This is a genomic window from Streptomyces umbrinus, from assembly GCF_030817415.1.
Lineage (GTDB): Bacteria > Actinomycetota > Actinomycetes > Streptomycetales > Streptomycetaceae > Streptomyces > Streptomyces umbrinus_A.
Genome location: NZ_JAUSZI010000002.1, coordinates 930,969 through 951,997 on the forward strand (window position 1 = coordinate 930,969; position 21,029 = coordinate 951,997).

A 21,029-nucleotide genomic window follows, 5' to 3' on the forward strand; every position below is an offset into this window, starting at 1 on the left:
GATTTTCGGGAGACTCTCGCGCTCCAGCGATCCATATAGTTAACTATTAGAACTCATTAGACCTTCGGGAGAGCACGGAGAGAGCACTGTGAAGATCGTTGTCTGCGTGAAGCACGTGCCCGACGCCACGGCGGACCGCACCTTCACCGAGGAAGGGAGGACCGACCGCGAGTCGGTCGACTCCCTGCTGTCCGAACTCGACGAGTACGCCGTCGAGCAGGCCCTGCGGATCGCCGAGTCGGACGTCGACGCCGAGATCAGCTACCTCACCGTCGGCCCCGACGACGCGAAGGACGCCCTGCGCAAGGCGCTCGCCATGGGCGGCGACTCGGCGACCCATGTGAGTGACGAGGACATCGAGGGCAGCGACGCGTTCGGGACCTCACTCGTGCTGGCCAGGGCGATCGAACGGCTCGGCTTCGACCTCGTCCTGTGCGGGATGGCCTCGACGGACGGCACCATGGGCGTCGTACCGGCGCTGCTGGCCGAACGGCTCGGAGTCCCCGCCGTCACCCACGTCGAGGAGCTGACGGTCGAGGACGGCACGGTCACCGGCCGCCGCGAGGGCGACTCCGCGACCGTCCGGGTCCAGGGCGCACTTCCCGCCGTCGTGTCGGTGACCGACCGCTCCGGCGACGCCCGCTACCCCTCCTTCAAGGGGATCATGGCCGCGAAGAAGAAGCCCCTGGAGACCCTCGACCTCGCCGATCTCGGCATCGACGCCGGGCAGGTGGGCCGGGCCGGTGCGCGGTCGGCCGTGGACAGCGCCACCAGGCGCCCGCCGCGCTCCAAGGGCGAGATCGTCGCCGACGACGGTTCGGGCGGCGTCGGGCTGGCCGCGTTCCTCACCGCCAAGAAGTTCGCCTGACCGCCGACAGCACCGCACCAGCAGCGGTCCCACCGCCCCGCCCCGGAACCGTTCCAACAGGAGGAGTACAGCACCGTGGCCGAGATCCTCGTACTCGTCGATCACACCGACGGCGTCGTACGCAAGCCGACCCTCGAACTACTCACCCTGGCACGCCGGTTGGGCGAACCGTCGGCCGTCTTCCTCGGGCGGGACGCGGACTCAGCGACCGAGGCGCTCGGCCGGTACGGCGCGCACAAGGTCTACGTCGTGGACGCCCCCGAGGTCGACGAACTCCTTGTCACTCCGGCCGTGGACGCGCTCACCCAGATCGCCGAGAACACCGGCCCGGCGGCGATCCTGCTGCCCTCGAACCCGGACGGCAAGGAGACCGCCGCTCGGGTCGCACTCCGCCTGGAGTCGGGGCTGATCACGGACGCCGTCGACATCGTCGCCGGTGAGGGTGACCCGGTGACCGAGCAGTCCGCGTTCGCGGCGACGTACCAGGTGACGGCCCATGTCACCCGGGGCATCCCGGTGATCACGGTCAAGCCGAACGCCGCGGCCCCCAAACCGGCCCCCGTCACACCCGAAACAGAGAAGTGGGACGTCACCTTCGGCCCCGCCTCCGCCGCCGCCAAGGTCCTGTCCCGCTCGCCGCGGGAGCGCGGCGACCGGCCCGAGCTGACCGAGGCCGACGTCGTGGTCTCCGGCGGCCGCGGTGTGAACGGCGCCGAGAACTTCGCGGTCATCGAGCGCGTCGCCGACACGCTGGGCGCGGCCGTCGGGGCGTCCCGCGCCGCCGTGGACGCGGGCTGGTATCCGCACAGCCACCAGGTCGGCCAGACGGGCACCCAGGTCTCCCCGCAGCTCTACCTCGCCGCCGGCATCTCGGGGGCGATCCAGCACCGCGCGGGCATGCAGACCTCCAAGACCATCGTCGCGGTCAACAAGGACCAGGACGCCCCCATCTTCGAGCTGGCCGACTACGGCGTCGTGGGCGACCTCTTCCAGGTGCTCCCGCAACTGGTGGAGGAGATCGAGCGGCGCCGAAGCTGATCTCCACCCCTTCCGGCCTTCCACCCGGAGGCCGATACGACTAAAATAGCTAACTGATTGCATCCATTGACCCGAAGGAGCGCCATGACGAAGATCTGGGTCAACTCGGGGGACTCCCACGTGATGGAACCCGACGACCTCTGGATCCGGGCGCTGCCGCCGCGCCTCGCCGACCGAGCGCCGCGCAGCGAACGCGGCGACAAGTACGAGGTGCTCTACATCGACGGCGAGCGCATCGACCGCCAGCTGAACGACTTCATGGACGCCATGCGACCGCAGGGCGCCCGGGACCTCGACGTCCGGCTCAAGGACCTGGACCAGGAGGGCGTCTGGGGCCAACTCGCCTTTCCCTCCATGGGGTTCTGGCTGTGCTCGATCACCGAGCGGGAGCTCGCGCGGGAGACCGTACGGGCCTGGAACGACTGGGCGCACTCGGAGGTCCTCGGGAAGCAGAAGCGCATCATCACCCCCGCCTGCGTCTCGACGACCAACGTCGAGGACGCGGTCGCCGAGGTCGAGCGGGTCGCGGAGATGGGCTTCCAGTCGGTCTTCCTGCCGTGCTCCACCCGGCCAGGTGAGGAGTACGCCCTCGACCTCTGGGAGCCGCTGTGGACCGCGGCCGAGCGGGCCGGTGTCGTACTCGGCTTCCACATCGGCACAGGTGGCGAGAACGTCGTCTTCCGCGGACCCGGAGGCGCCGTCGTCAACTACATGGAGACGACCTACCCGGGCATGCGCGTCGTCTCGCACATGGTCGCGGGCGGCGCCCTGGACCGTCACCCCGACCTCAGGATCCTCATCGCGGAGGGCGGCGCCGGCTGGGTACCGGCCATCGGCGACCGGATGGACGAGGCCTACCGCCAGCACGGCATGTTCGTACGGCCGAAGCTGAGCCGGCTGCCCAGCGAGATCATCAGGCAGCAGGTGTACGCCTCCTTCCAGCACGACAAGAGCTCGGTGGAGATCGTCGAGGCGACGGGCTACCGCAATGTGATGTGGGGCGACGACTACCCCCACCTGGAAGGCACGTACGGGCACACGCAGTCCACGCTGCACGAGCTGTTCGACGGTGTGTCCGAGGAGATCCGCGAGCGCGTCACCCGCGGCACCTTCAACGAACTGTTCCGTCTGCCCGAGCAGACTCCCCAGGAGGCGGCCGTCTGAGCGGCGTCGGCGACGCGAGGACCCCGGACGAAACAGTGAGCACTCCCCCGTATCCCGAGGACCTGGAAAAGCCCGCGTACCCCGAGGACCTGGAACAGCCCGGACTCGTCAGGACCGGGCGGTCGACCTTCGTCCGGCCCATCCGGCCGGAGGACGCCGACCGTCTGGTCGCCTTCGTCGGCGGCCTGTCGCGGGCGACCCTGGCCTACCGCTCGCTCGGCCCGGTGATCCGGGCGCGCGACGACGTGATCCGGCGCGGCGCGTACGTGGACTACCTCAACGAGCTGGCCCTTGTCGCGCTGGCCGGCGACGAGATCGCGGGCCTGGTGCGCTACGTCCGTGACACCGAGGACCCGGACCACGCGGAGGTCACCTTCACCATCCGGGACGACGACCAGAGCGAGGGCTTCGGCAGACTGCTTCTGGAGCACATCGCCGCTGCCGCCCGCGCCCGGGGCATCCGGGTGCTGAAGGCCGACGTCCTCGCCGACAACACCCGCATGATCAACGTGTTCCTCGGCTCCGGTTACCGGGTCGAGTCCGGGCCACCCGGCCAGATCGTCCACTTCGACATCGCCGTCGACCCGCAGGCCCAGGCGGTCGCCCGGGCCGAGCGCCGCGAGCACACGGCCGTACGACGCTCCCTGCGTCCCCTGCTCGAACCCCGGTCGGTCGCGGTGATCGGCGCCAACCGGCGCCCCCTGACGATCGGTCACGAGATCGTGGCCAACCTGCTGCGAGGCGGTTTTCGCGGCAGCGTCTTCCCCGTCAATCCGCGGGCCGAGCAGGTCGCGGGCGCCCGGGCGTACCCGAGCGTCCGGGAACTGCCCGAGCCGCCGGGTCTGGCGCTGATCGCCGTACGGGCCGAGGCGGTGCCCGAGGTCGTACGGGAGTGTGCGGCGGCCGGTGTCAAGGCGGTGGTCGTCGTCTCCACCGGCTTCGGGGAGACCGGTGCGGCCGGGCGGACGACCGAACTGGAACTGTCCCGGTTCGCCCGCGCCTCCGGGATGCGGCTGGTGGGCCCGAACTGCATGGGCGTGGTCAACACGACGCCCGCGGCGAGGCTGGCCGCGACCTTCTCGCCCGCCCTGCCCACGCCCGGCCGGGTGGCGATGTCCAGCCAGTCCGGGCCGCTGGGGCTCGCGGTGCTCGACTTCGCCCGGCGGCTGCGACTGGGCTTCTCCGGGTTCGTATCGGTGGGCCATGCCGTGGACGTGTCCACCAACGACCTGCTCCAGTGGTGGGAGGAGGACCCCGAGACCTCGGTGATCCTGCTGCACGTCGAGACCTTCGGCAATCCACGCCGGTTCGCCCGCATCGCCCGCCGGGTCGCGCCGCGCAAGCCGATCATCGCGGTCCACCCGGGTCACGCGCACACGACGGGTCAGGTGGACTCGGGAGGGCGAAGAGGCCCGGGACGTCGAGGGGATTCGGCGGGGCATGCGGACCCGACGGGTCCATCGGATTCGGCGGTGAGTTCGCTGTTCGCCCAGTCCGGCGTGATCCGTACACGCAGCCTCCAGGAGCTGTTCGACGCGGCGCTGCTGCTCGCCCACCAGCCTCCCCCGCCCGGCAACAGGGTCGCCGTGATCACCAACGCGGGCGGGCCCGCGGCACTGACCGTCGGCGCATGCGCGGCGAGCGGCCTGCGCGTGCCCCGGTTCGGCGAGCGCACCCGGGAGACGCTCCGCGCGGCCCTCGGCCCCGGGGCGGAGGTCGCCAACCCGGCCGACCTCACTCCCATGGCGACCGCCGCGCACTACCGGCAGGCACTCGACGCCGTACTGGCCGACGACGAGATCGACGCCGCCATAGTCCTGTTCATGCCTCCGCTGGCGGACAAGCCCGACGAGGTGGCGGCGGCGATCCTCGACGCGGCCGAGGCCGCGCCGTCGAAGCCTGTGGTGGCGAGTTTCCTGGGCGGCGCGGGCGTCGCCGATCTCCTTCACCGGGGCGAACTGGTCGTCCCCACCTACGCGTTCCCCGAGTCGGCGGCGGCCTCGCTCGGGCACGCGGCGGCCTACCAGGCGTGGCGGAGTACGCCCGCGGGTGTCGTCCCGGATCTCCCCGGAGTCGACGCCGACCGAGCCAGGTCGCTGCTCGCCGGATGTGCTCCCGGGCCCGTACCGGCGCGTATCGCCGCCGAGTTGCTGGACTCGTACGGGATCGCCGTGCGGGACACCGAACGAGGCTCCGGGCGAGCCACTGGGCTGGGCTCTGGGCTCGACGCGTTCCTCTCCGTCGGCGCCGACCCGGTGTTCGGCCCGGTGGTCGCCTTCGGCCTCACCGGGGACTACGCCGACCTGATGGCGGACGTCGCCCACCGGGTGACCCCGCTCAGCGACCGCGATGCCCGGGAGATGGTCCGCTCGCTGCGGGCGGCTCCGCTGCTGGACGGCAGGGTGGGCGGCCCCGGCGTGGACCTCGCGGCGTTGGAGGAGACCGTGCTGCGGATCTCCGCGATGGTCGAGGACCTGCCCGAGATCGAGGCGATGGAGCTGCGTCCGATACGGCTGCTGCCGCCCGGGGACGGGGTCGCCGTCACCCGCGCGACGATCCGGCTCGCTGACGAAACAAGGAAAGGTGGCCCCTCGTGAGGGTTGGCATCTACTTCGACATGCGCAATCCCCCGCCCTGGCGGCAGAGTTGGTCCCGGGTCTACGGATTCGCCCTGGAGATGTGCGAGGAGGCGGACCGGCTCGGCATCGACTCGGTCTGGTTCTCCGAACACCACGGCTTCGAGGACGGGTACCTCCCGCAGCCGCTCACCATGGCGGCCGCGGCCGCGGCCCGCACACGGCGGATCCGTCTCGGTACCGCGGTCATCCCCGCACCGCTGCACGCAGCCCCCGAGATCGCCGAACAGGCCGCGCTCGTGGACATCATCAGCGACGGCCGCCTGGACCTCGGACTCGGCACGGGCTATCGCGTGCCCGAATACCGCCTGTACGACGCCGACCTGACCAAGCGCTACTCCACGACCGACCAGCGGGTGCGGGAGATCCGCGGGCTGTGGGCCGAGTCCCTGGTCACCCCCGGGCCGGTCCAGGACCCGCTGCCGATCTGGCTCGGCTACCAGGGCCCGCAGGGCGCCCGCCGGGCAGGCAGGCTGGGCACCGGTCTGCTGTCGCTCAACCCCGCGCTGCTGGAGCCGTACCGGGAGGGACTCGCCGAGAGCGGCTACGACATGTCGGCGGGCCGGATGCAGGGTTCGTTCACCACGTTCGTCACCGAGGACCCGGAGGGCGACTGGCCGGTGGTCCGCAAGCATCTCTCCTACCAATGGGACAGCTACCGCCGGTACATGGTGGAGGGGACCGACCAGCCGGCCCCCCGTCCGATCAACCCCGAGAAGTGGCGGGAGACGGGGCTGAGCGCGACCGGCGTCGGCCAGTTCCTGTACGGCACACCGCAGGAGACCGCCGATGCCATCAAGGCGTACGTGGCGGGGTTGCCGGTCGAAGGGGTCTTCCTGTGGGCCTCGCTGGCCGGGATGCCCGAGGAGATGGTCGCCCGCCAAGTCCAGCTCATCGCCGGGAAGCTGCGCCCGCTGCTTGCCGATGTCTGACACGAGGAGTTCCGCCATGTCGACCACGGGAACCGGAAAGACCGGCGTGCCGACGCCGAACGGGCACTGGGCGGGGTCGGGCCTGTCGGAGCCGCCGCGTACCGCCGGGGGCGTGACCCTGTGCGGTGGGTGCCGCGCCGCCGGCTCCTGTCGACTCGGCGTGGAGCGCGAACGGCTCGACGAGGACGGTGTGGCGAGGTTCGAGCTGAGCTGTCCGCGTTCCCACGAGGGCGGCCCCGATGTCGCGCACGGCGGCTGGACGGCGGCCGTCCTGGACGACTGTCTCGGCCATCTCCCGTTGCTGCACGGCGTGATGAGCGTGACGGCCGAGCTGACGGTGAGCTTCGTGAAGCCGGTACCGGTGGAACGCCCCCTGGAGCTGCGGGTGTGGGCCGACCGGAGGGAGGGCTCACGCTGGTACATCGCGGGCGAGTTGACGCTGCCGCCGGGCGGAGCGGTACTGGCCCGCGCCGCCGGAATCTGGGTGACGCGCGACCACAGCCACTACGCACGGCACGCGCAGTGGCTGGCCGGACAACAGGGCGGAGACGCCGAGGACCGGTGAGATCGACCGGCCCTGCCGAGGACGCCGGGAGGGGTCGGTCAGTAGGACCGCAGGCCCATGCTGCGGGCGATCCCGTTTCGCTGGATCTGGCTGGTCCCGCCGGAGATCGTGGCGACGATCGACTCGCGGTAGCGGAAGCTCATCACGCTCTCGGTCGAGAAACCGTGCCCGGCGCAGACCTGCATCCCGAGCCGGGCGGCCGCCACGTACGTCTCCGAACCCTTCAGCTTCGCCATCGAGCCCTCACGGGTGCACGGCCTGCCCTGCGCGAGCAGCCAGGCGGCGCGGTACGCGAGCAGCCGGGCGGAGTCGATCTCGGTCTGCAGATCGGCCATCGCGTGGGCGAGCGCCTGGAAGTTGCCGATCGGACGGCCGAAGGCGTGCCGGGTGCGCGCGTACTCCAGCATCTCGTCCAGCGTGGCCTGCGCGGCGCCCAGGTACCCCCCGCTGATGATCACCTTCTCCAGTTCGATATTGGAGAGCATGACCTTCCAGCCCTCGTCGCGCGGCCCCACGAGGTTCTCCTTCGGTACGAGAGCGTCGTTGAAGAAGACCTCGTTGGTACCCAGGATGTGCCGGGCCAGCGTGGGTGTGCGGCGTACTTCGACGCCGTCGGTCGCGGGGTCGACGAGCAGCAGGCTGATGCCGCCGTGCTTGGGCTCGCGGGGTCCCGTGCGCACATAGGTCGCGATGGTCGTGTCGGGGAGCCCGCCGCCGGTGCACCATGCCTTCTGGCCGCGGACGAGGAAGTGGTCGCCGTGGTCCTCCGCGGTGGTGCGCAGCGCGGCGGCGTCGGAGCCGCTGTCCGGCTCGCTGAGGCCGACGGCGAGCCGGTGGCGTCCGGTCATGACCTGCTCGCGGATGAAGTCGCGCTGTGCCTCGTTGCCCCACCGGAAGACGGTGATTCCCGGGATGAGGACGCCGATGTAGCACATGGCGACGTCGAAACTGGCCCGCCCGAGTTCCTCGGCGATCAGGACGAGTTCGAGCGGTCCCCCGCCGTCGCCGCCCTCCTCCTCGCTGAACGGCAGCGAGAACCACCCGAGTTCAGTCATACCCCGGAACAACTCGGGCGGTACGACGCCCTCCTCGTCCCACTGCTTCGCCTTCTCGGCCGGGCACACATCGGCGACGAACTGCCGTGCCGTCGCGCGCAACATGTCCTGCTCGTCGGTCAGCCCGAAGTCCACGGCCACTCCTCGCCACCACTAGCCTATTCATCTATCTAATTATTCTATGTTAGCGGATAACCGGGAGGGTCCATAGATGACCGGCCCCGGAAGCTACGGGCCGCGGCCACGGCCACCGCCTACTGACAACCTCGCCCCCGCCCGCAAAGATCGCAGGCATGGCATTACACGCGAACCAGCCCCGCGCCCTGTCCTTCGACTCCGTCGCCGCGCAGTACGCCGCCACCCGCCCCGACTATCCGCCCGCCCTCTTCGACGCCGTGGAGGAGCTCGCCGGCCGACCACTGGCCGGCGCCGACGTGCTGGACTGCGGAGCCGGCACCGGTATCGCCACCCGGCTGCTGCGCGAGCGCGGGGCCCACGTCGTCGCGATGGAGCCGGGCGCCGGTATGGCCGCGGAGCTGCGACGGGCCGAGCCCGAGGTTCCGTTGGTGCGGGGCGAGGGGAACCGTCTGCCCTTCGCCGCCGGCAGTTTCGATGTGATCGCCTACGCGCAGGCCTGGCACTGGACCGACCCGGCCCGCTCCGCCCCCGAAGCGTTGCGCGTGCTGCGTCCCCACGGCGTACTGGCCCTGTGGTGGAACCAGGCCGACACCCGCGTCCCATGGGTCGCGGCGGAGGAGGACCGGCTCGCACCCTTCACCCGCGGCTTCCCGACGACGGTGGCCGAGCTGTTCGCCCCGTTCCCGGTCCGGGTGGACACCCGTGAGATCACCTGGTCGCGCCGGATCACCGTCGAGGAGCACATCCGCAACCTCGCCACGCACTCGCACTTCGTGGTCATGGACCCCACCGAGCGGGCCGAACTCCTCGGCGCGAACCGCACCGCGCTGGCGGGGCTCTTCCCCGACGGCGAGCTCAACGAGCCATACCGGTGCGGCCTGACCGTCGTACGCGCAGCAGCCACCGCTCAGGCCCGATCAGAGCCCGGAAGCCGGGGGCACGAGGGCAGCCACACACACGTTCACGTCCGCACCGCAAAGTAAGGTACGCCTAACTTCAAGATGATGTTCCATGTGCAACCACTCGCTGGACGCACGTACGTTGGGAGCCGGCCTTGCCGCACACGATCTTGCCGCACACGATCGACACCGCCGGGAACGGGCCGGACGCCGCGACCGAGGAGGGCTGGGTCGAGCTGACGTCGAGCACCGAGTTGCGTGAGCTGCTGGGCGAGCCCTGGCCCATAGTGATCGAGAAGGTTCACGACCAACTCACCGACAAGGACCGGGACATAGTGGCCGCTCGCCCTTCTGCCTGCTGGCCACGTCCGACGCGCGCGGCAACTGTGACGTCTCCCCGCGCGGGGACGCCCCCGGTTTCACGCACGTCATCGACCCCGGGACGCTCGCCCTGCCCGACCGGCCGGGGAACCGGCGGGGCGACAGCTTCCACAACATCCTCGACAACCCGCACGCCGGCCTGCTGTACCTGATACCCGGCAGCAAGGAGGTCCTGCGGGTCAACGGCAGGGCCCGCATCCTCACCGACGCCCCGTTCTTCGACGCCATGAAGCTGGACGATCAGCGCCCCACGCTGGCCCTGGTCCTGGAGATCGACGAGATCTACCTGCACTGCCCGCAGTCGCTGCGCCGCTCGGAAGTGTGGAATCCGGCGTCCTGGCAGACCGGCTGAACCAGTTCCCGACCACCCCCGTCAAGGCGAATTTAGGTTAGGCTAACCTTCATCGCGTGAGATCTGGTGAAGAAGCAGCCGACACCCCTCGTCTGCGCGGTCATGAGCTGTCGGCCACGGGTGTGACCGTGTCGTACGACGGCGTCGACGTCGTACACGACGCCGCGGTCGCGCTCCGGCCCGGCGAGGTGACCGCTCTGGTCGGTCCCAACGGCAGCGGCAAGTCGACGCTCCTGCGGACGATCGCCCGGTTGCAGCGGGGCCGTCACGCCACGCTCAGGATCGACGGCGACACAGACGGCCTCGCCCTGAGCGCCCGTGAGTTCTCGCGCCACGTCGCCCTGCTGACCCAGGGCCGCCCCACGCCCAGCGGACTGACCGTGCGGGACGTCGTCGAGTTCGGCCGCTACCCGTACCGGGGCCGCTTCGGCCGACCCGATCCGGACGCGTCGGCCGCGATCGACCGGGCGCTCGCCCTGACCGGTGTCACGGACCTCGCCGAGCGGGGCGCCGACCATCTGTCCGGCGGCCAGTTGCAGCGGGTGTGGCTCGCCAGTTGCCTCGCCCAGGAGACCGGCGTGCTGCTGCTCGACGAGCCGACGACCTATCTCGACCTGCGCTACCAGATCGAACTCCTCGACCTCATCCGCGACCTGGCGGACGACCACGGGATCGCCGTCGGAGTCGTCCTGCACGACCTCGACCAGGCGGCGGCCATCGCCGACCGCATCACGCTGCTCGAAGCGGGCCGGATCGTCGCCGACGGCCTGCCCGAGGACGTCCTCACACCGGAACGCCTGACCGCTGTCTACGGCATCCGGATAGACGTCGACACAGACCCCCTCACCGGCCGACTGCGCACCCGCCCGATCGGCCGCCACCACACACGGAACACTCGAACCGAAAGGCTCGGCACCACCTCATGAGACGCCTCCTGCTCACCGCGGCCGCCACCACCGCCGCCGCGCTCGCCCTTGCCGCCTGCGGCACCACCGAGCCCACCGCGGACAAGTCCGAGAAGAAGTCGGAGGCCATCACCCTCACCGACTCCACCGGCGCGAAGCTCAAGCTCGACGGCCCGGCCACGAAGGTCGTCGCCACCGAGTGGAACGAGGTCGAGAGCCTCATCACGCTCGGCGTCGACCCCGTGGGCGTCGCCGACGTCAAGGGCTACAAGACCTGGGACACCGCCGTCCCGCTCAAGAACGAGCCGAAGGACATCGGCACGCGCGGCGAGCCGAGCATGGACACCGTCGCCTCCCTCTCGCCCGACCTCATCGTGGCCTCCTCCGACCTGCCGCCCGCGGCCGTGAAGCAGCTGCGCAAGATCGCCCCGGTGCTGGGGATCAAGTCCGCCGACGCCTCGGACCAGGTCGGTCAGATGCTGGAGAACCTCGACCTCATCGCCAAGGCCACCGGCACCACCGACAAGGCCAAGTCGGCCCATACGAACTTCGAGGCCAAGGTCGCCGAGGGCAAGAAGGCCCTGACCGACGCCGGTCTCGACGGCACGGACTTCGCCTTCGCCGACGGTTACGTCACCTCCAACCAAGTCTCCCTGCGCCCGTACACCAGCGGCTCGCTCATCGGGGCCGTCAACGAGCAGATCGGCCTCAAGAACGCCTGGAAGATCAAGGGCGACGCCGCCTACGGCCTCGGTACCACCGACGTCGAGGGGCTCACCGCCCTGCCGAAGGACGTCCGGTTCGCCTACATAGGCAACGACGGCGACAAGGGCAGCACGCCCTTCACCGGCGCGCTGGCGAAGAACGCCGTATGGAAGTCCCTGCCGTTCGTGAAAGCCGACAAGGTGCACCGACTGCCCGACGGCATCTGGATGTTCGGCGGCCCCCAGTCGATGGAGGCGTACATCGACGCCGTCGTCGACGCGCTGACGAAGTAGACGACCCGGAAAGAAGCAGAAGCAGACGAAGTAGCGGAGCCATGGCCGTCACCACAACGCCCCCCGTCACCCGTCCGCCGACGGCCGCGTCCCGGACGGGCGCGGTCGCGGTGGCGGCCGGGCTCGTCCTCCTGGTCGCCGTCCTCGCCGTCGTCGACATCACCCAGGGCACCGCGGCCGTCGGACCGGCCGAGGTGTTCAAGGCCCTGACCGGGCAGGCCGATCCGTCCGACGCGTCGGTCGTGATCGCCTCCCGGCTGCCGCGGATGACCGCCGGCATCCTGGTCGGCGTCATCCTCGGCGTGGCGGGCGCCGTGCTGCAGGCCGTCAGCCGCAACGTGCTCGCCGCTCCCGACACCCTCGCAGTGAACGCCGGCTCGTACCTGGCGCTCGGGCTGGTCGGCGCCACCGGCGCCTCGCTCCCGCTGCTCGCCTCCTCCGGGGTCGCCTTCACCGGCGGGCTCCTGGCCGCGGCCGTCGTACTCGCCCTGTCCGGCCTCGGCACGGGAACCGTACGACTGGTCCTCGCCGGCACCGCGCTGGCGCTGGGCCTGACCTCCATGACGGAGAGCCTGCTCCTGCTGTTCCCCGAGCAGACCGAGGGCCTGTACCAGTGGAACCAGGGCAGCATCAGCCAGAACGGCTTCGACGGTGTCCTGCAGATGCTGCCCGTCGCCCTGGTCGGGCTCGTCGGCCTGCTGCTGACCGCCCGTCGGGTCGACGCACTCGCCCTCGGTGACGACGCCGCGCGCGGACTGGGCGTCCCGGTCCGGGCCACCCGCGTGACCGTGGTCGTACTGGCAACGCTGCTGTCCGCGGCGGCGGTCACACTGGCCGGGCCCATCGGCTTCGTCGGTCTGTGCGCACCGGCCCTGGTGCGTCCGCTCGCCCGCCGGTTCAGGGGTCTCGTCCGCACCCGTAAGAACCTGCCCGTGGCCGGTGTGGTCGGCGCGGGCCTGGTCCTCGGCTCGGACGTGCTGCTGCGGGCCCTGGTGCCCTCGGACACGGCCGTCGCCGTCCCCACCGGCGTCGTCACCAGCCTCATCGGCGCGGTGTTCCTGGTGGTGATGGCCCTGCGGCTGCGGGACACGTCCGGGGCCGAGGCACCGGACCGGTTGCGCATCCCCAGCCGGGCGGCGTTCCTGGTCACGCTGGCCGTACTTGTCGCCGTGGTCGTCGGCGTCACGATCGCCGGCGCGCTGCTGGGCGACAGCAAGCTTTTGCTCGGCGATGTCGTGAACTGGGCGCAGGGGCGGGCCGGTCAGACCGTGTCCTTCGTCCTCGACACCCGGATGCCCCGGGTGCTCGCGGCCCTGTGCGCGGGCGCGGCGCTCGCCCTGGCCGGCACGCTGGTGCAGGCCGTGACCCGCAACCCGCTCGCTGAGCCGGGAGTGCTGGGCGTCTCCGGCGGAGCCGCACTGGGCGCTGTACTCCTCGTCACGACCGTGCCCGTCGCCGGCACCTGGAGCGTCGCGGGAGCCGCGTTCGCGGGCGCCGCGATCACCTCCGTCATCGTCTTCGGGCTGGCCGCCCGGGGCGGCTACCAGCAGAACCGGCTGGTCCTCGTCGGCATCGGCATGGCCGCCGGTACGACGGCACTGGTCAGCCTGCTCATCGTGCTCACCGACCCGTTCAACGCCACCAAGGCGCTGACCTGGCTGTCCGGTTCGACGTACGGCCGGACCATGCCGGACGTCCTGCCCGTCGCGCTCGTGCTGGTGATGGGCCTTGTCGTCGCGGTCGCCCGGCGCACCGAGCTGGACCTCATCTCCCTGGACGCGGACACCCCGCGGCTCCTCGGCCTGCGGCTGTCCCCGGCCAGGCTCGGCTTCCTGGTGGTGAGCGTCCTGCTCAGCGCGACCGCCGTCGCCTCGGCCGGCACCATCGGCTTCGTGGGACTCGTGGCCCCGCACGCGGCACGTGCCCTCGTGGGCCGGCGGCACGTACGGGTCGTGCCGGTCGCCGTCCTCCTCGGCGCCGCGCTCGTCTGCACGGCCGACCTCCTCGGCCGGACGGTCATCGCCCCCGCCCAACTGGGCGCCGGCCTGATGACGGCGGTCATCGGCACGCCGTACTTCCTGTATCTGCTGGTACGGAGCCGACGCTAACCCCGCAGGACCGCGTACTCGCGGTCTCCGGTGCGGTGGGTGGGGCTGGGCAGCGTCCGGGCCTGCGTGAAAAGCTCACTCCGGGTGGAGCCGGACGATCACGGACGGCGGCCGCCGTACGAGACAGGCACGACGAGAGGTGGCGGCATGCGCATCGGACTGCTCGGTACTGGACCCTGGGCCGACATGGCTCACGCTCCCGCCCTGAGCGGGCATCGCGAACTGGACTTCGTGGGGGTGTGGGGCAGGAGCGCCGACGCGGCCAAGGCGCTGGCCGACCGTCATGGGACACGCGCGTACGAGGATGTCGACGCCCTCCTCGCCGAGGTGGACGCGGTTGCCATTGCCCTGCCTCCGTCCGTGCAGGCACCGCTCGCGGCGCGCGCCGCGCGGGCCAACTGCCATCTGCTGCTGGACAAGCCTCTCGCGGCGACCGTGGAGGAGGGGCGCGCCGTCGTCGAGGCGGTCGAGCAGGCCGGCGTGGCCTCGGTCGTCTTCTTCACCAGCCGCTTCCAGCCCGAGATCCAGGCCTGGATCGCCGATCAGGCCGCCACGGAGGGCTGGTTCACCGCACGGGCCGAGTGGCTCGGCGCCGTGTTCACCAGTGACAGCCCGTTCGCCGCGTCGCCGTGGCGGCAGGAGAAGGGCGGACTCTGGGATGTCGGCCCGCACGCCCTGTCCGTGCTGATGCCGGTGCTCGGCGACGTCGAGCGCGTGGCCGCCGCCGCCCGGGGCCCGAAGGACACCGTTCACCTGGTGCTCCACCACGTCAGCGGAGCGTCGAGCACGCTGACTCTCAGCCTGACGGCCCCGCCCGCGGCCGCCGGAGCCGCCGTCGAGCTGCGGGGCAAGGCCGGGGTGACCGTCCTTCCGGGGTCCGCCGAAGGGGCGGTCGAGGCTCTCACCCGGGCCGCCGACGCCCTCCTCGAAGCCGCCCGCACCGGTCGCCCGCATCCGTGCGACGCCGCGTTCGGCCTGCGGGTGACGGAGATCCTCACGGATGCGGAAGCACAGCTGGGCAGCGCTCCCCAGGTCCGCTGAGAGTACGACGGAACCGAATGCTCCGACGTGTGCCTAACTCCCGGCACACGCCGGGGCGTCCGCGTCGAGGGACAGCGGGCTGCCCTTGGGCACGAGGTAGGTGACGTACAACTCGACCGGCTCGGTCCCGAGGTTGCGCCCGACGTGGACGTGACGGGACCCGGCCGGCTCGATGAACGATGTGCCCGCCTGGCTGACCTCCACCGAGCAGTCCTGCAGCGTGCGGGTGAGTGTGCCCGACTTGACGACGGCGATGAGCTGGCCCGGGTGGTAGTGCCAGCCCGTCGTGCCGCCCGGCGCGATGGTGATGGACCGGACTATGACGTCCGTGCGCCCCTTGGCCTTGACCTTCAGTGTTCCGGCCGAGGTGCCCTGGGCGAGGATCGTGCCGGTGACCCCGCTGCCGGGAGTGGCGAGTGCGGACGTCGACCCGAAGACCAGGGCGACCGCGCAGCCGGTCATGACGAACGTTCTGCGGACCTTGCCCAGCCGAGACGTGCTGCTCACGGGGATCCTCCTCCGGATCGGCCAACTCGTCGGCCTTTCCGACGAGTTGGGCCCGACAGGCTCACTGCCCCCGCGTGTCGCCGTCCACACCCGGTGGCCCGGATCGCTCCGGGCCACTCGTGTGCCGACCGGGCCGCGTACGCTCGCGCCCCTCGCGTCACCCGGTCTCGGTGCGCTCCCGGATCTGCTCCGGGGTCAGGTACGCGTTCGTGTGCTCGAAGTCCCGCAGCTTCGCGGACGAACGGGACAGCAGTCCGGTGCCCACGAAGTCGTGGCCGGCCACTGTGTTCAGCGCCCAGTTGGTCGCCACCCGGACCTTCGCCACATTGGTGCGCAGCGCCGACCAGTGGTAGCCGCGGGCGACGACCTGGGCGGGCAGGCCGCGCAGCTCGACACCGAGCGGCTTGGACACGGCATCGGAGCCGCCGAGGTCGACGACGAGTCCCAGGTCCTTGTGGACATACGGCGTCATCGGCTGTCCGCGCAGGGACGCGATGACGTTGTCGGCGACGTGCTTGCCCTGGCGCATCGCGTGCTGAGCGGTGGGTGGGCAGATGGCGCCCTCCGTGTCCTTGGCCTCGTCCGGTACGGCGGCGGCGTCGCCGAGTGCGAATACGCCGTCGTGGCCGGGCAGGGACATCTCGGAGCTGACCGCGAGCCGCCCCTTGACCGTCTCGGCGCCCAGGGTGGCCATGAGGGGGCTCGCAGCGACTCCGGCGGTCCAGATCAGCGTATGGGTCGGGACCACCCGGCCGTCTGTGAAGGTGACCTCGTCCGGACCTGCCTTCGCGATGGAGACGCCCAGCGAGATGTCGATGCCCCGCCTGCGCAGGATCTCCTGGGCGCTGCGGCCCAGCTTGTCGCCCAGTTCGGGCATCAGCTTCGGCGCGATGTCGATCAGGTGCCACTTGATCAGCTTCGGGTCGAGCCTCGGGTAGCGCTTGACGGCCTGGTGCGTCAGAAGCTGGAGGCACGCGGCGGTCTCCGTACCGGCGTAGCCGCCGCCGACCACCACGAACTGAAGGCGCGCCGCCCGCTCGGTCTCGTCCTGGCTGGCGTCGGCGAGGTCGAGCTGTGAGATGACGTGGTCACGGAGGTACGCGGCCTCGGCGAGCGTCTTCATACCGCGGGCGTTGTCGGTGAGGCCCGGGATGTCGAAGGTGCGCGTGACACTGCCCGGTGCCAGCACGATGTGGTCGTACCGCTCGTTGACGATCTCGCCCGTGATCTTGCGGACGACACAGACCTTGGCCTTGAGGTCCACACCGATGGCACCACCGGGGATGATGCGGGTGCGGTACTTGCGGCTGCGGCGCAGGGACACGGCGATCGACTGCGGAGTCAGCACTCCTGAGGCGACCTGTGGGAGCAGGGGCAGATAGAGCTGGTAGGAGAACGGTGTCACCAGCGCCACGTCGGCCTCGTCGGATCCGAGCTTGCGCTCCAGGCGCCGGACGCATCCGACTCCCGCGAAGCCCGCTCCCACCACCAGGATCTTCGGTCGTACCACGATGTCCATCCCTTCACCGGCCGCGCACGTTCTGTCTTCCCACGGTCCCTCTGCCCCCTGAGTCCCTCCTTCGCACGTGGTGATCCTCCGATGAGGCGAGCGGACGGGCTCCTCGCGGGAGGTCCGTCAGTGCCCGTGCCCCTTGCTCAGGCTCCGCAGCACGGCACCCGCCATGGCCGCCTCGCCCTTGGCGTTGGGGTGGGCCGGGGCCGCGGGCGAGGCCGGTCGCAGCGGTTCGACCCAGCGGATGTCCGGGGCCTTGCACATGTCGTGTCCGATCGTGGGTCCGTATGTGTCAACGTATTCGGCCCCGTTCAACCGCGCCACCACGCGCATCATCAGGTTGAGGCGCTTGCCGGTGTCGCGCAGATAGGGGAAGTCCTTGGCCGCGAACGGCACCGAGGGGTAGCAGCCGCTGCCGTCGTCCGGCAGGAGAGCGGGGTACCCGACGACGAGCACGCGGGCGTGCGGCGCCCTGGCGTGCACGGCCCGCAGCACGCGGGTGATCTTGGGTGCCGTTTCGAGGATCCTCAGCGTCAGCTGATCGACCCCGGAAGACTTGAAGTGACGCCGGCACGGGTCCCCCGCGAGGTCCTGCGAACTCAGCTGGGCGCAGGTGCTGATGATGGAGCTGAACCCGATGTCGTTGCCGCCGATCTGGACGGTCACCAGGTCGGTGTCCCGCTGCAGCGCGTTGAGCTGCGGAGGGTTGGTCCCCTGTGCCTTCCACATCTGCTCGGTGGTGGCGCCGCCGCAGCTCACGTCCTTGAACGTGGACGTTCTGCGCTCCGCGGCGACGAGTGAGGGGTAGTTGTGGTCGGAGCGGGCACAGTTCGCGTCCACCTGCGTCGGGATCCCCGGCCCCGAGGTGTACGAGTCCCCGAGCGAGACGTAGTCCGTACCTCGGCCGTGGCCGCCACCGTGCGCCGCGACAGGTGCCGCGGACGCGACGACGAGGGCGCAGCCGCTGACCGCCGCTCCCACGGCGGTCGCCCGTCGGCGGTTCATTGCCGTGCTGCCGGACTGGGTGCGACGGTTCTTCAAGATTCCCCCCTGGGTCCGACACCGCGAGCCGGGCCGCCGACGGCGCGCCCTTGCACGGTGACTGAACTTGTATACCGGCCAGTTCGCCCCCAGGACAGAGGCGCGTAGGACGCAGGAGGAACGGGTTCACGCCGTGGATCCCCTTCGGCGTGACCACGAGGCCGCCGACGTCACGGGGCCGCCGACTCCGGAGGGGGGGTGGAGTCGGCGGCAGCTGAGTCGGCGGCGGCGGCAGCTGTCAGACGCCGAACTCCGTGGGTGACAGACCGAGGGCTGCGCAGGCGTCGCGAATGGCGAACTGCTCGGACTGGTCGAAGTGCCCGTCGGCACCCGCGACCACGATGCCCGTCTGGATGACCGCGCGGGCCTCCACCGGCTTCTTGGCGGCCTTGGCGATCTCCCGCAGCGCTTCGGCCTTGCCCACCTCGAAGTTGGCGATGAGCTGGTCCAGGTGCTTGTTGAAACGCTGGCGAAGCTGGTCCGCCGGGAAGTTCTGCAACACCTCGTTGGAGACGATCAGCTCCTCCACCCGCTGCCTCTCCGCCTGCTCCACATGTCCGTCGGCCGCGGCCACGAGCGCGCACATGGCCATGCTGGCGTCCCGGTAGGCGCCGCTCTTGAGCTCGGTCTTGACCGACGCGAGCTGGGACTTGAGCAGCCCGACCAGCTTGGCCTTGGAGCCACCGGAGGACGAACCGGGCGCATGGCCACCGCTCTGACCCTGCCCATACGGAGCCTGGCCTTGCCCATACGGAGCCTGGCCCTGCCCATAGGGGGCCTGGCCCTGGCCGTGAGGGGCCTGCCCCTGTCCCCCCGATCCCCTGCCGCTCTGGGACTGCTGGAGGTTCTTGGCCTGGTCCTTGAGCCGGTCCCACATCGCCACTACTGCCACCTCGGCTTCTGTTGCCTGTCCGGTACTGATCATCGGTCGCGCTGGTTCACGCCCCGCGACAAGTGAACGCTCTTCGCGGCCACCAGGGTTCCCAAATGGCAAAGGCAACGTAAAACAATCCTGGTCTCCGGCCTCTTTCACGGGCCGCGGAGGTCCGTGATGTGATGGCTTCGTGAGTCGTGCCGCAGAGGAGAGCAACCGTCGCATGCTTCGGGCACGGGATGCGATGGACCGTGGCTACGCGCAGCCGCTGGACGTCCCGGCCCTGGCCCGGATCGCCCATGTGTCCCAGGCGCACTTCACACGCACCTTCCGGGCCACGTTCGGCGAGACACCGCACCGCTATCTGCAGCGCCGCCGGGTCGAGCGGGCGATGTTCCTGTTGCGGGAGACCGACCGCAGCGTGACGGACATCTGCTTCCAGGTGGGCTTCGGCAGCCCGGGAACCTTCAGTCGCACGTTCCGCGACATCGTCGGCTTCTCGCCGAGGGCATACCGCCGGGCAGCGGTGACCGCGCCCGTGCCGACGTGTTTCACGATGGCGTGGACGCGTCCGAGCGGCTGACCGTCCGCACGAGCCGTACCGTCCCGTCGGCTGAGCAGTTTTGGATAAGTTTTCGTCCGGTCGGCTCGATAGCGTGATGCACATGTTCACCGCCATCACGCACTCGCAGATCTACGTCCTCGACCAGGACGAGGCCCTCGACTTCTACGTGGGCAAGCTCGACCTGGAGGTCAACACCGACGTGTCCCTGGGCTTCATGCGCTGGCTGACCGTCAACGTCCCCGGTCACCCCGACCGCCAGATCCTGCTGGAGAAGCCGGGCCCTCCGGCGCTGTCCGAGGAGACGGCGCAGCAGGTACGGGAGCTGCTGACCAAGGGGGCGATGGGCGGCCACCTCATCTTCACCACCGACGACTGCCGGAAGACGTACGAGAAGCTGCTGGCCCGGGGCGTCGAGTTCACCGAGGAACCCACCGAGCGTCCGTACGGAATCGACTGCGGGCTCCGCGACCCCTTCGGCAACAGCATCCGCTTCACCCAGCCGAAGGCGTAGGGCTCCTGACAGCGGTGTGGGCGCCCGGCCTGTGGCCGGACGCCCATACCCGTCAGGTCACGCCGGTGACGTCATGGCCCGGCCGAGATGCCGGGCGAAGAACCGGACCGCGCTGTCGGCCTCGAACCGTGGCAGTTCCTTGTGCGCGCCCGCGTTGGCGTGCAACGTCTTCTCCTTCGAGGCGAAGGCGTCGAACAGCGCGAGACCGGACTCGCGTGGGATGTGCTCGTCGTCCCACTGGAGCGCGTACTCGACCGGTACGGTGATCCGCCGCGCGTACTCGGCCAGGGCGTCGGGCCAGTGGAGGCCGAAGGACGCGGCGGTGATCCTGGATTCGACCGCCGTCAGCGGCACCCCGATCGCGGTGCCCATGTTCAGACCGAAGTAGCCGACCGGCCCGTCGGCGCCGATCTCCGGCAGTTCCTGGAGGGCGTCCAGGGTCGCCCGCCACTCCGGTAGGGCACGGTCCGCCAGGTGGGAGTTGTACCGGACGACGATCGGGCCGACCGGTTCGCCCGCCGCCATGGCTTGCCGCATCAGGGCGATCTCCTGCTCGTCATGAGCCGTGCGGGGCCGGCTGCCATGACCGGGCGCGTCGATGGCGACGACGTGGAAACCACAGCCGGCGACGAGGAGTTGTGCGCGGCCCGTCATCGCCGGCGCCTTCTTGTGCGTGCCGCCGCCGTGGCCCAGCAGCACCAGGGGCGCGCGATCGGAGCCGGAGGCGGGCGACCAGAGCACGCCGGGGATCTCACCTACGGTGAAGTCGCGTTCGCGGAGACCGTTCGACGATGTTTCCGCGGTGAATTGCACAGAATTCATGGGGGTGTTGCCTTTCGGGAGTGCCTTGTCGAGGCGCTCCCGGCGACACCTGTGTCAATCGCCCGACCGTGAAGGGAGGGGGAGCACCCACATGGATACAGCGTTCATGGGTCTCA

Annotated in this window: 19 protein-coding genes and 1 pseudogene; 14 read left to right on the forward strand and 6 right to left on the reverse strand. The window is 70.5% G+C overall.

Annotation, left to right across the window (positions count from 1 at the left end; all coding sequences use genetic code 11):
- The first annotated feature begins 88 nt into the window (after window positions 1-88).
- The 6 genes from QF035_RS04860 to QF035_RS04885 all read left to right on the forward strand — a co-directional run bounded on the left by QF035_RS04860 (window position 89) and on the right by QF035_RS04885 (window position 7,203).
- The gene (locus tag QF035_RS04860; protein ID WP_307518401.1) at window positions 89-868 is read left to right on the forward strand and encodes an electron transfer flavoprotein subunit beta/FixA family protein; all 780 of its coding nucleotides are present in this window, start codon (window positions 89-91) and stop codon (window positions 866-868) included.
- 75 nt (window positions 869-943) lie between these two features.
- A complete protein-coding gene (locus tag QF035_RS04865; protein WP_307518403.1) occupies window positions 944-1,906 on the forward strand; it encodes an electron transfer flavoprotein subunit alpha/FixB family protein in 963 nt (320 codons plus the stop codon).
- 84 nt (window positions 1,907-1,990) lie between these two features.
- The gene (locus QF035_RS04870) at window positions 1,991-3,070 is read left to right on the forward strand and encodes an amidohydrolase family protein (RefSeq protein WP_307518405.1); all 1,080 of its coding nucleotides are present in this window, start codon (window positions 1,991-1,993) and stop codon (window positions 3,068-3,070) included.
- Window positions 3,071-3,105: 35 nt separating this feature from the next.
- Window positions 3,106-5,667, forward strand: coding sequence for a bifunctional acetate--CoA ligase family protein/GNAT family N-acetyltransferase (locus QF035_RS04875; RefSeq protein WP_307518407.1), 2,562 nt, complete (start codon window positions 3,106-3,108; stop codon window positions 5,665-5,667).
- Entirely contained in the window at window positions 5,664-6,638 is a 975-nt protein-coding gene (locus QF035_RS04880) for an LLM class flavin-dependent oxidoreductase (RefSeq protein WP_307518409.1), read from the forward strand. Before QF035_RS04875 ends, QF035_RS04880 begins: the two co-directional genes overlap by 4 nt.
- A gap of 16 nt (window positions 6,639-6,654) precedes the next feature.
- A complete protein-coding gene (locus QF035_RS04885; RefSeq protein ID WP_307518411.1) occupies window positions 6,655-7,203 on the forward strand; it encodes a PaaI family thioesterase in 549 nt (182 codons plus the stop codon).
- 38 nt (window positions 7,204-7,241) lie between these two features.
- Here QF035_RS04885 and QF035_RS04890 read toward each other — a convergent pair whose 3' ends face one another.
- Complete coding sequence (locus QF035_RS04890; protein WP_307518413.1) at window positions 7,242-8,393, reverse strand: acyl-CoA dehydrogenase family protein; 1,152 nt, start codon at window positions 8,391-8,393, stop codon at window positions 7,242-7,244.
- A gap of 158 nt (window positions 8,394-8,551) precedes the next feature.
- Here QF035_RS04890 and QF035_RS04895 point away from each other — a divergent pair, with 158 nt between their 5' ends.
- The 6 genes and pseudogenes from QF035_RS04895 to QF035_RS04920 all read left to right on the forward strand — a co-directional run bounded on the left by QF035_RS04895 (window position 8,552) and on the right by QF035_RS04920 (window position 15,080).
- The gene (locus QF035_RS04895) at window positions 8,552-9,379 is read left to right on the forward strand and encodes a class I SAM-dependent methyltransferase (protein ID WP_307518415.1); all 828 of its coding nucleotides are present in this window, start codon (window positions 8,552-8,554) and stop codon (window positions 9,377-9,379) included.
- 86 nt (window positions 9,380-9,465) lie between these two features.
- Window positions 9,466-10,028, forward strand: a pseudogene (locus tag QF035_RS04900) (MSMEG_1061 family FMN-dependent PPOX-type flavoprotein).
- A gap of 56 nt (window positions 10,029-10,084) precedes the next feature.
- Entirely contained in the window at window positions 10,085-10,954 is an 870-nt protein-coding gene (locus QF035_RS04905) for an ABC transporter ATP-binding protein (protein WP_307518416.1), read from the forward strand.
- The gene (locus tag QF035_RS04910) at window positions 10,951-11,931 is read left to right on the forward strand and encodes an ABC transporter substrate-binding protein (RefSeq protein ID WP_307518418.1); all 981 of its coding nucleotides are present in this window, start codon (window positions 10,951-10,953) and stop codon (window positions 11,929-11,931) included. Before QF035_RS04905 ends, QF035_RS04910 begins: the two co-directional genes overlap by 4 nt.
- Window positions 11,932-11,972: 41 nt before the next feature.
- Window positions 11,973-14,039, forward strand: a complete 2,067-nt coding sequence (locus QF035_RS04915; protein WP_307518420.1) for an iron ABC transporter permease — start codon at window positions 11,973-11,975, stop codon at window positions 14,037-14,039.
- Between the two features lie 147 nt (window positions 14,040-14,186).
- Window positions 14,187-15,080, forward strand: a complete 894-nt coding sequence (locus QF035_RS04920; RefSeq protein WP_307518422.1) for a Gfo/Idh/MocA family protein — start codon at window positions 14,187-14,189, stop codon at window positions 15,078-15,080.
- A gap of 33 nt (window positions 15,081-15,113) precedes the next feature.
- Here the strand turns inward: QF035_RS04920 and QF035_RS04925 are convergent, their stop codons facing one another.
- From QF035_RS04925 to QF035_RS04940, 4 genes are all read right to left on the reverse strand, one after another.
- Window positions 15,114-15,542, reverse strand: coding sequence for a cupin domain-containing protein (locus tag QF035_RS04925; protein WP_189843102.1), 429 nt, complete (start codon window positions 15,540-15,542; stop codon window positions 15,114-15,116).
- Window positions 15,543-15,744: 202 nt separating this feature from the next.
- Complete coding sequence (locus tag QF035_RS04930; protein ID WP_307518424.1) at window positions 15,745-17,106, reverse strand: NAD(P)/FAD-dependent oxidoreductase; 1,362 nt, start codon at window positions 17,104-17,106, stop codon at window positions 15,745-15,747.
- Between the two features lie 117 nt (window positions 17,107-17,223).
- On the reverse strand, window positions 17,224-18,105 hold the full coding sequence (locus QF035_RS04935; RefSeq protein WP_307530895.1) for an SGNH/GDSL hydrolase family protein: 882 nt from the start codon (window positions 18,103-18,105) through the stop codon (window positions 17,224-17,226).
- A gap of 274 nt (window positions 18,106-18,379) precedes the next feature.
- On the reverse strand, window positions 18,380-19,024 hold the full coding sequence (locus QF035_RS04940; RefSeq protein WP_307530897.1) for a tellurite resistance TerB family protein: 645 nt from the start codon (window positions 19,022-19,024) through the stop codon (window positions 18,380-18,382).
- 181 nt (window positions 19,025-19,205) lie between these two features.
- Between QF035_RS04940 and QF035_RS04945 the strand changes: the two genes are divergently transcribed.
- Window positions 19,206-19,598: a helix-turn-helix domain-containing protein gene (locus tag QF035_RS04945; protein WP_307518426.1), complete on the forward strand. Its 393-nt coding sequence runs from the start codon at window positions 19,206-19,208 to the stop codon at window positions 19,596-19,598.
- A gap of 82 nt (window positions 19,599-19,680) precedes the next feature.
- Window positions 19,681-20,091, forward strand: coding sequence for a VOC family protein (locus QF035_RS04950; protein ID WP_307518428.1), 411 nt, complete (start codon window positions 19,681-19,683; stop codon window positions 20,089-20,091).
- 57 nt (window positions 20,092-20,148) lie between these two features.
- On the opposite strand, the gene QF035_RS04955 is transcribed toward QF035_RS04950, so the two are convergent.
- A complete protein-coding gene (locus tag QF035_RS04955; RefSeq protein ID WP_307518430.1) occupies window positions 20,149-20,913 on the reverse strand; it encodes an alpha/beta hydrolase in 765 nt (254 codons plus the stop codon).
- Window positions 20,914-21,029 lie beyond the last annotated feature (116 nt).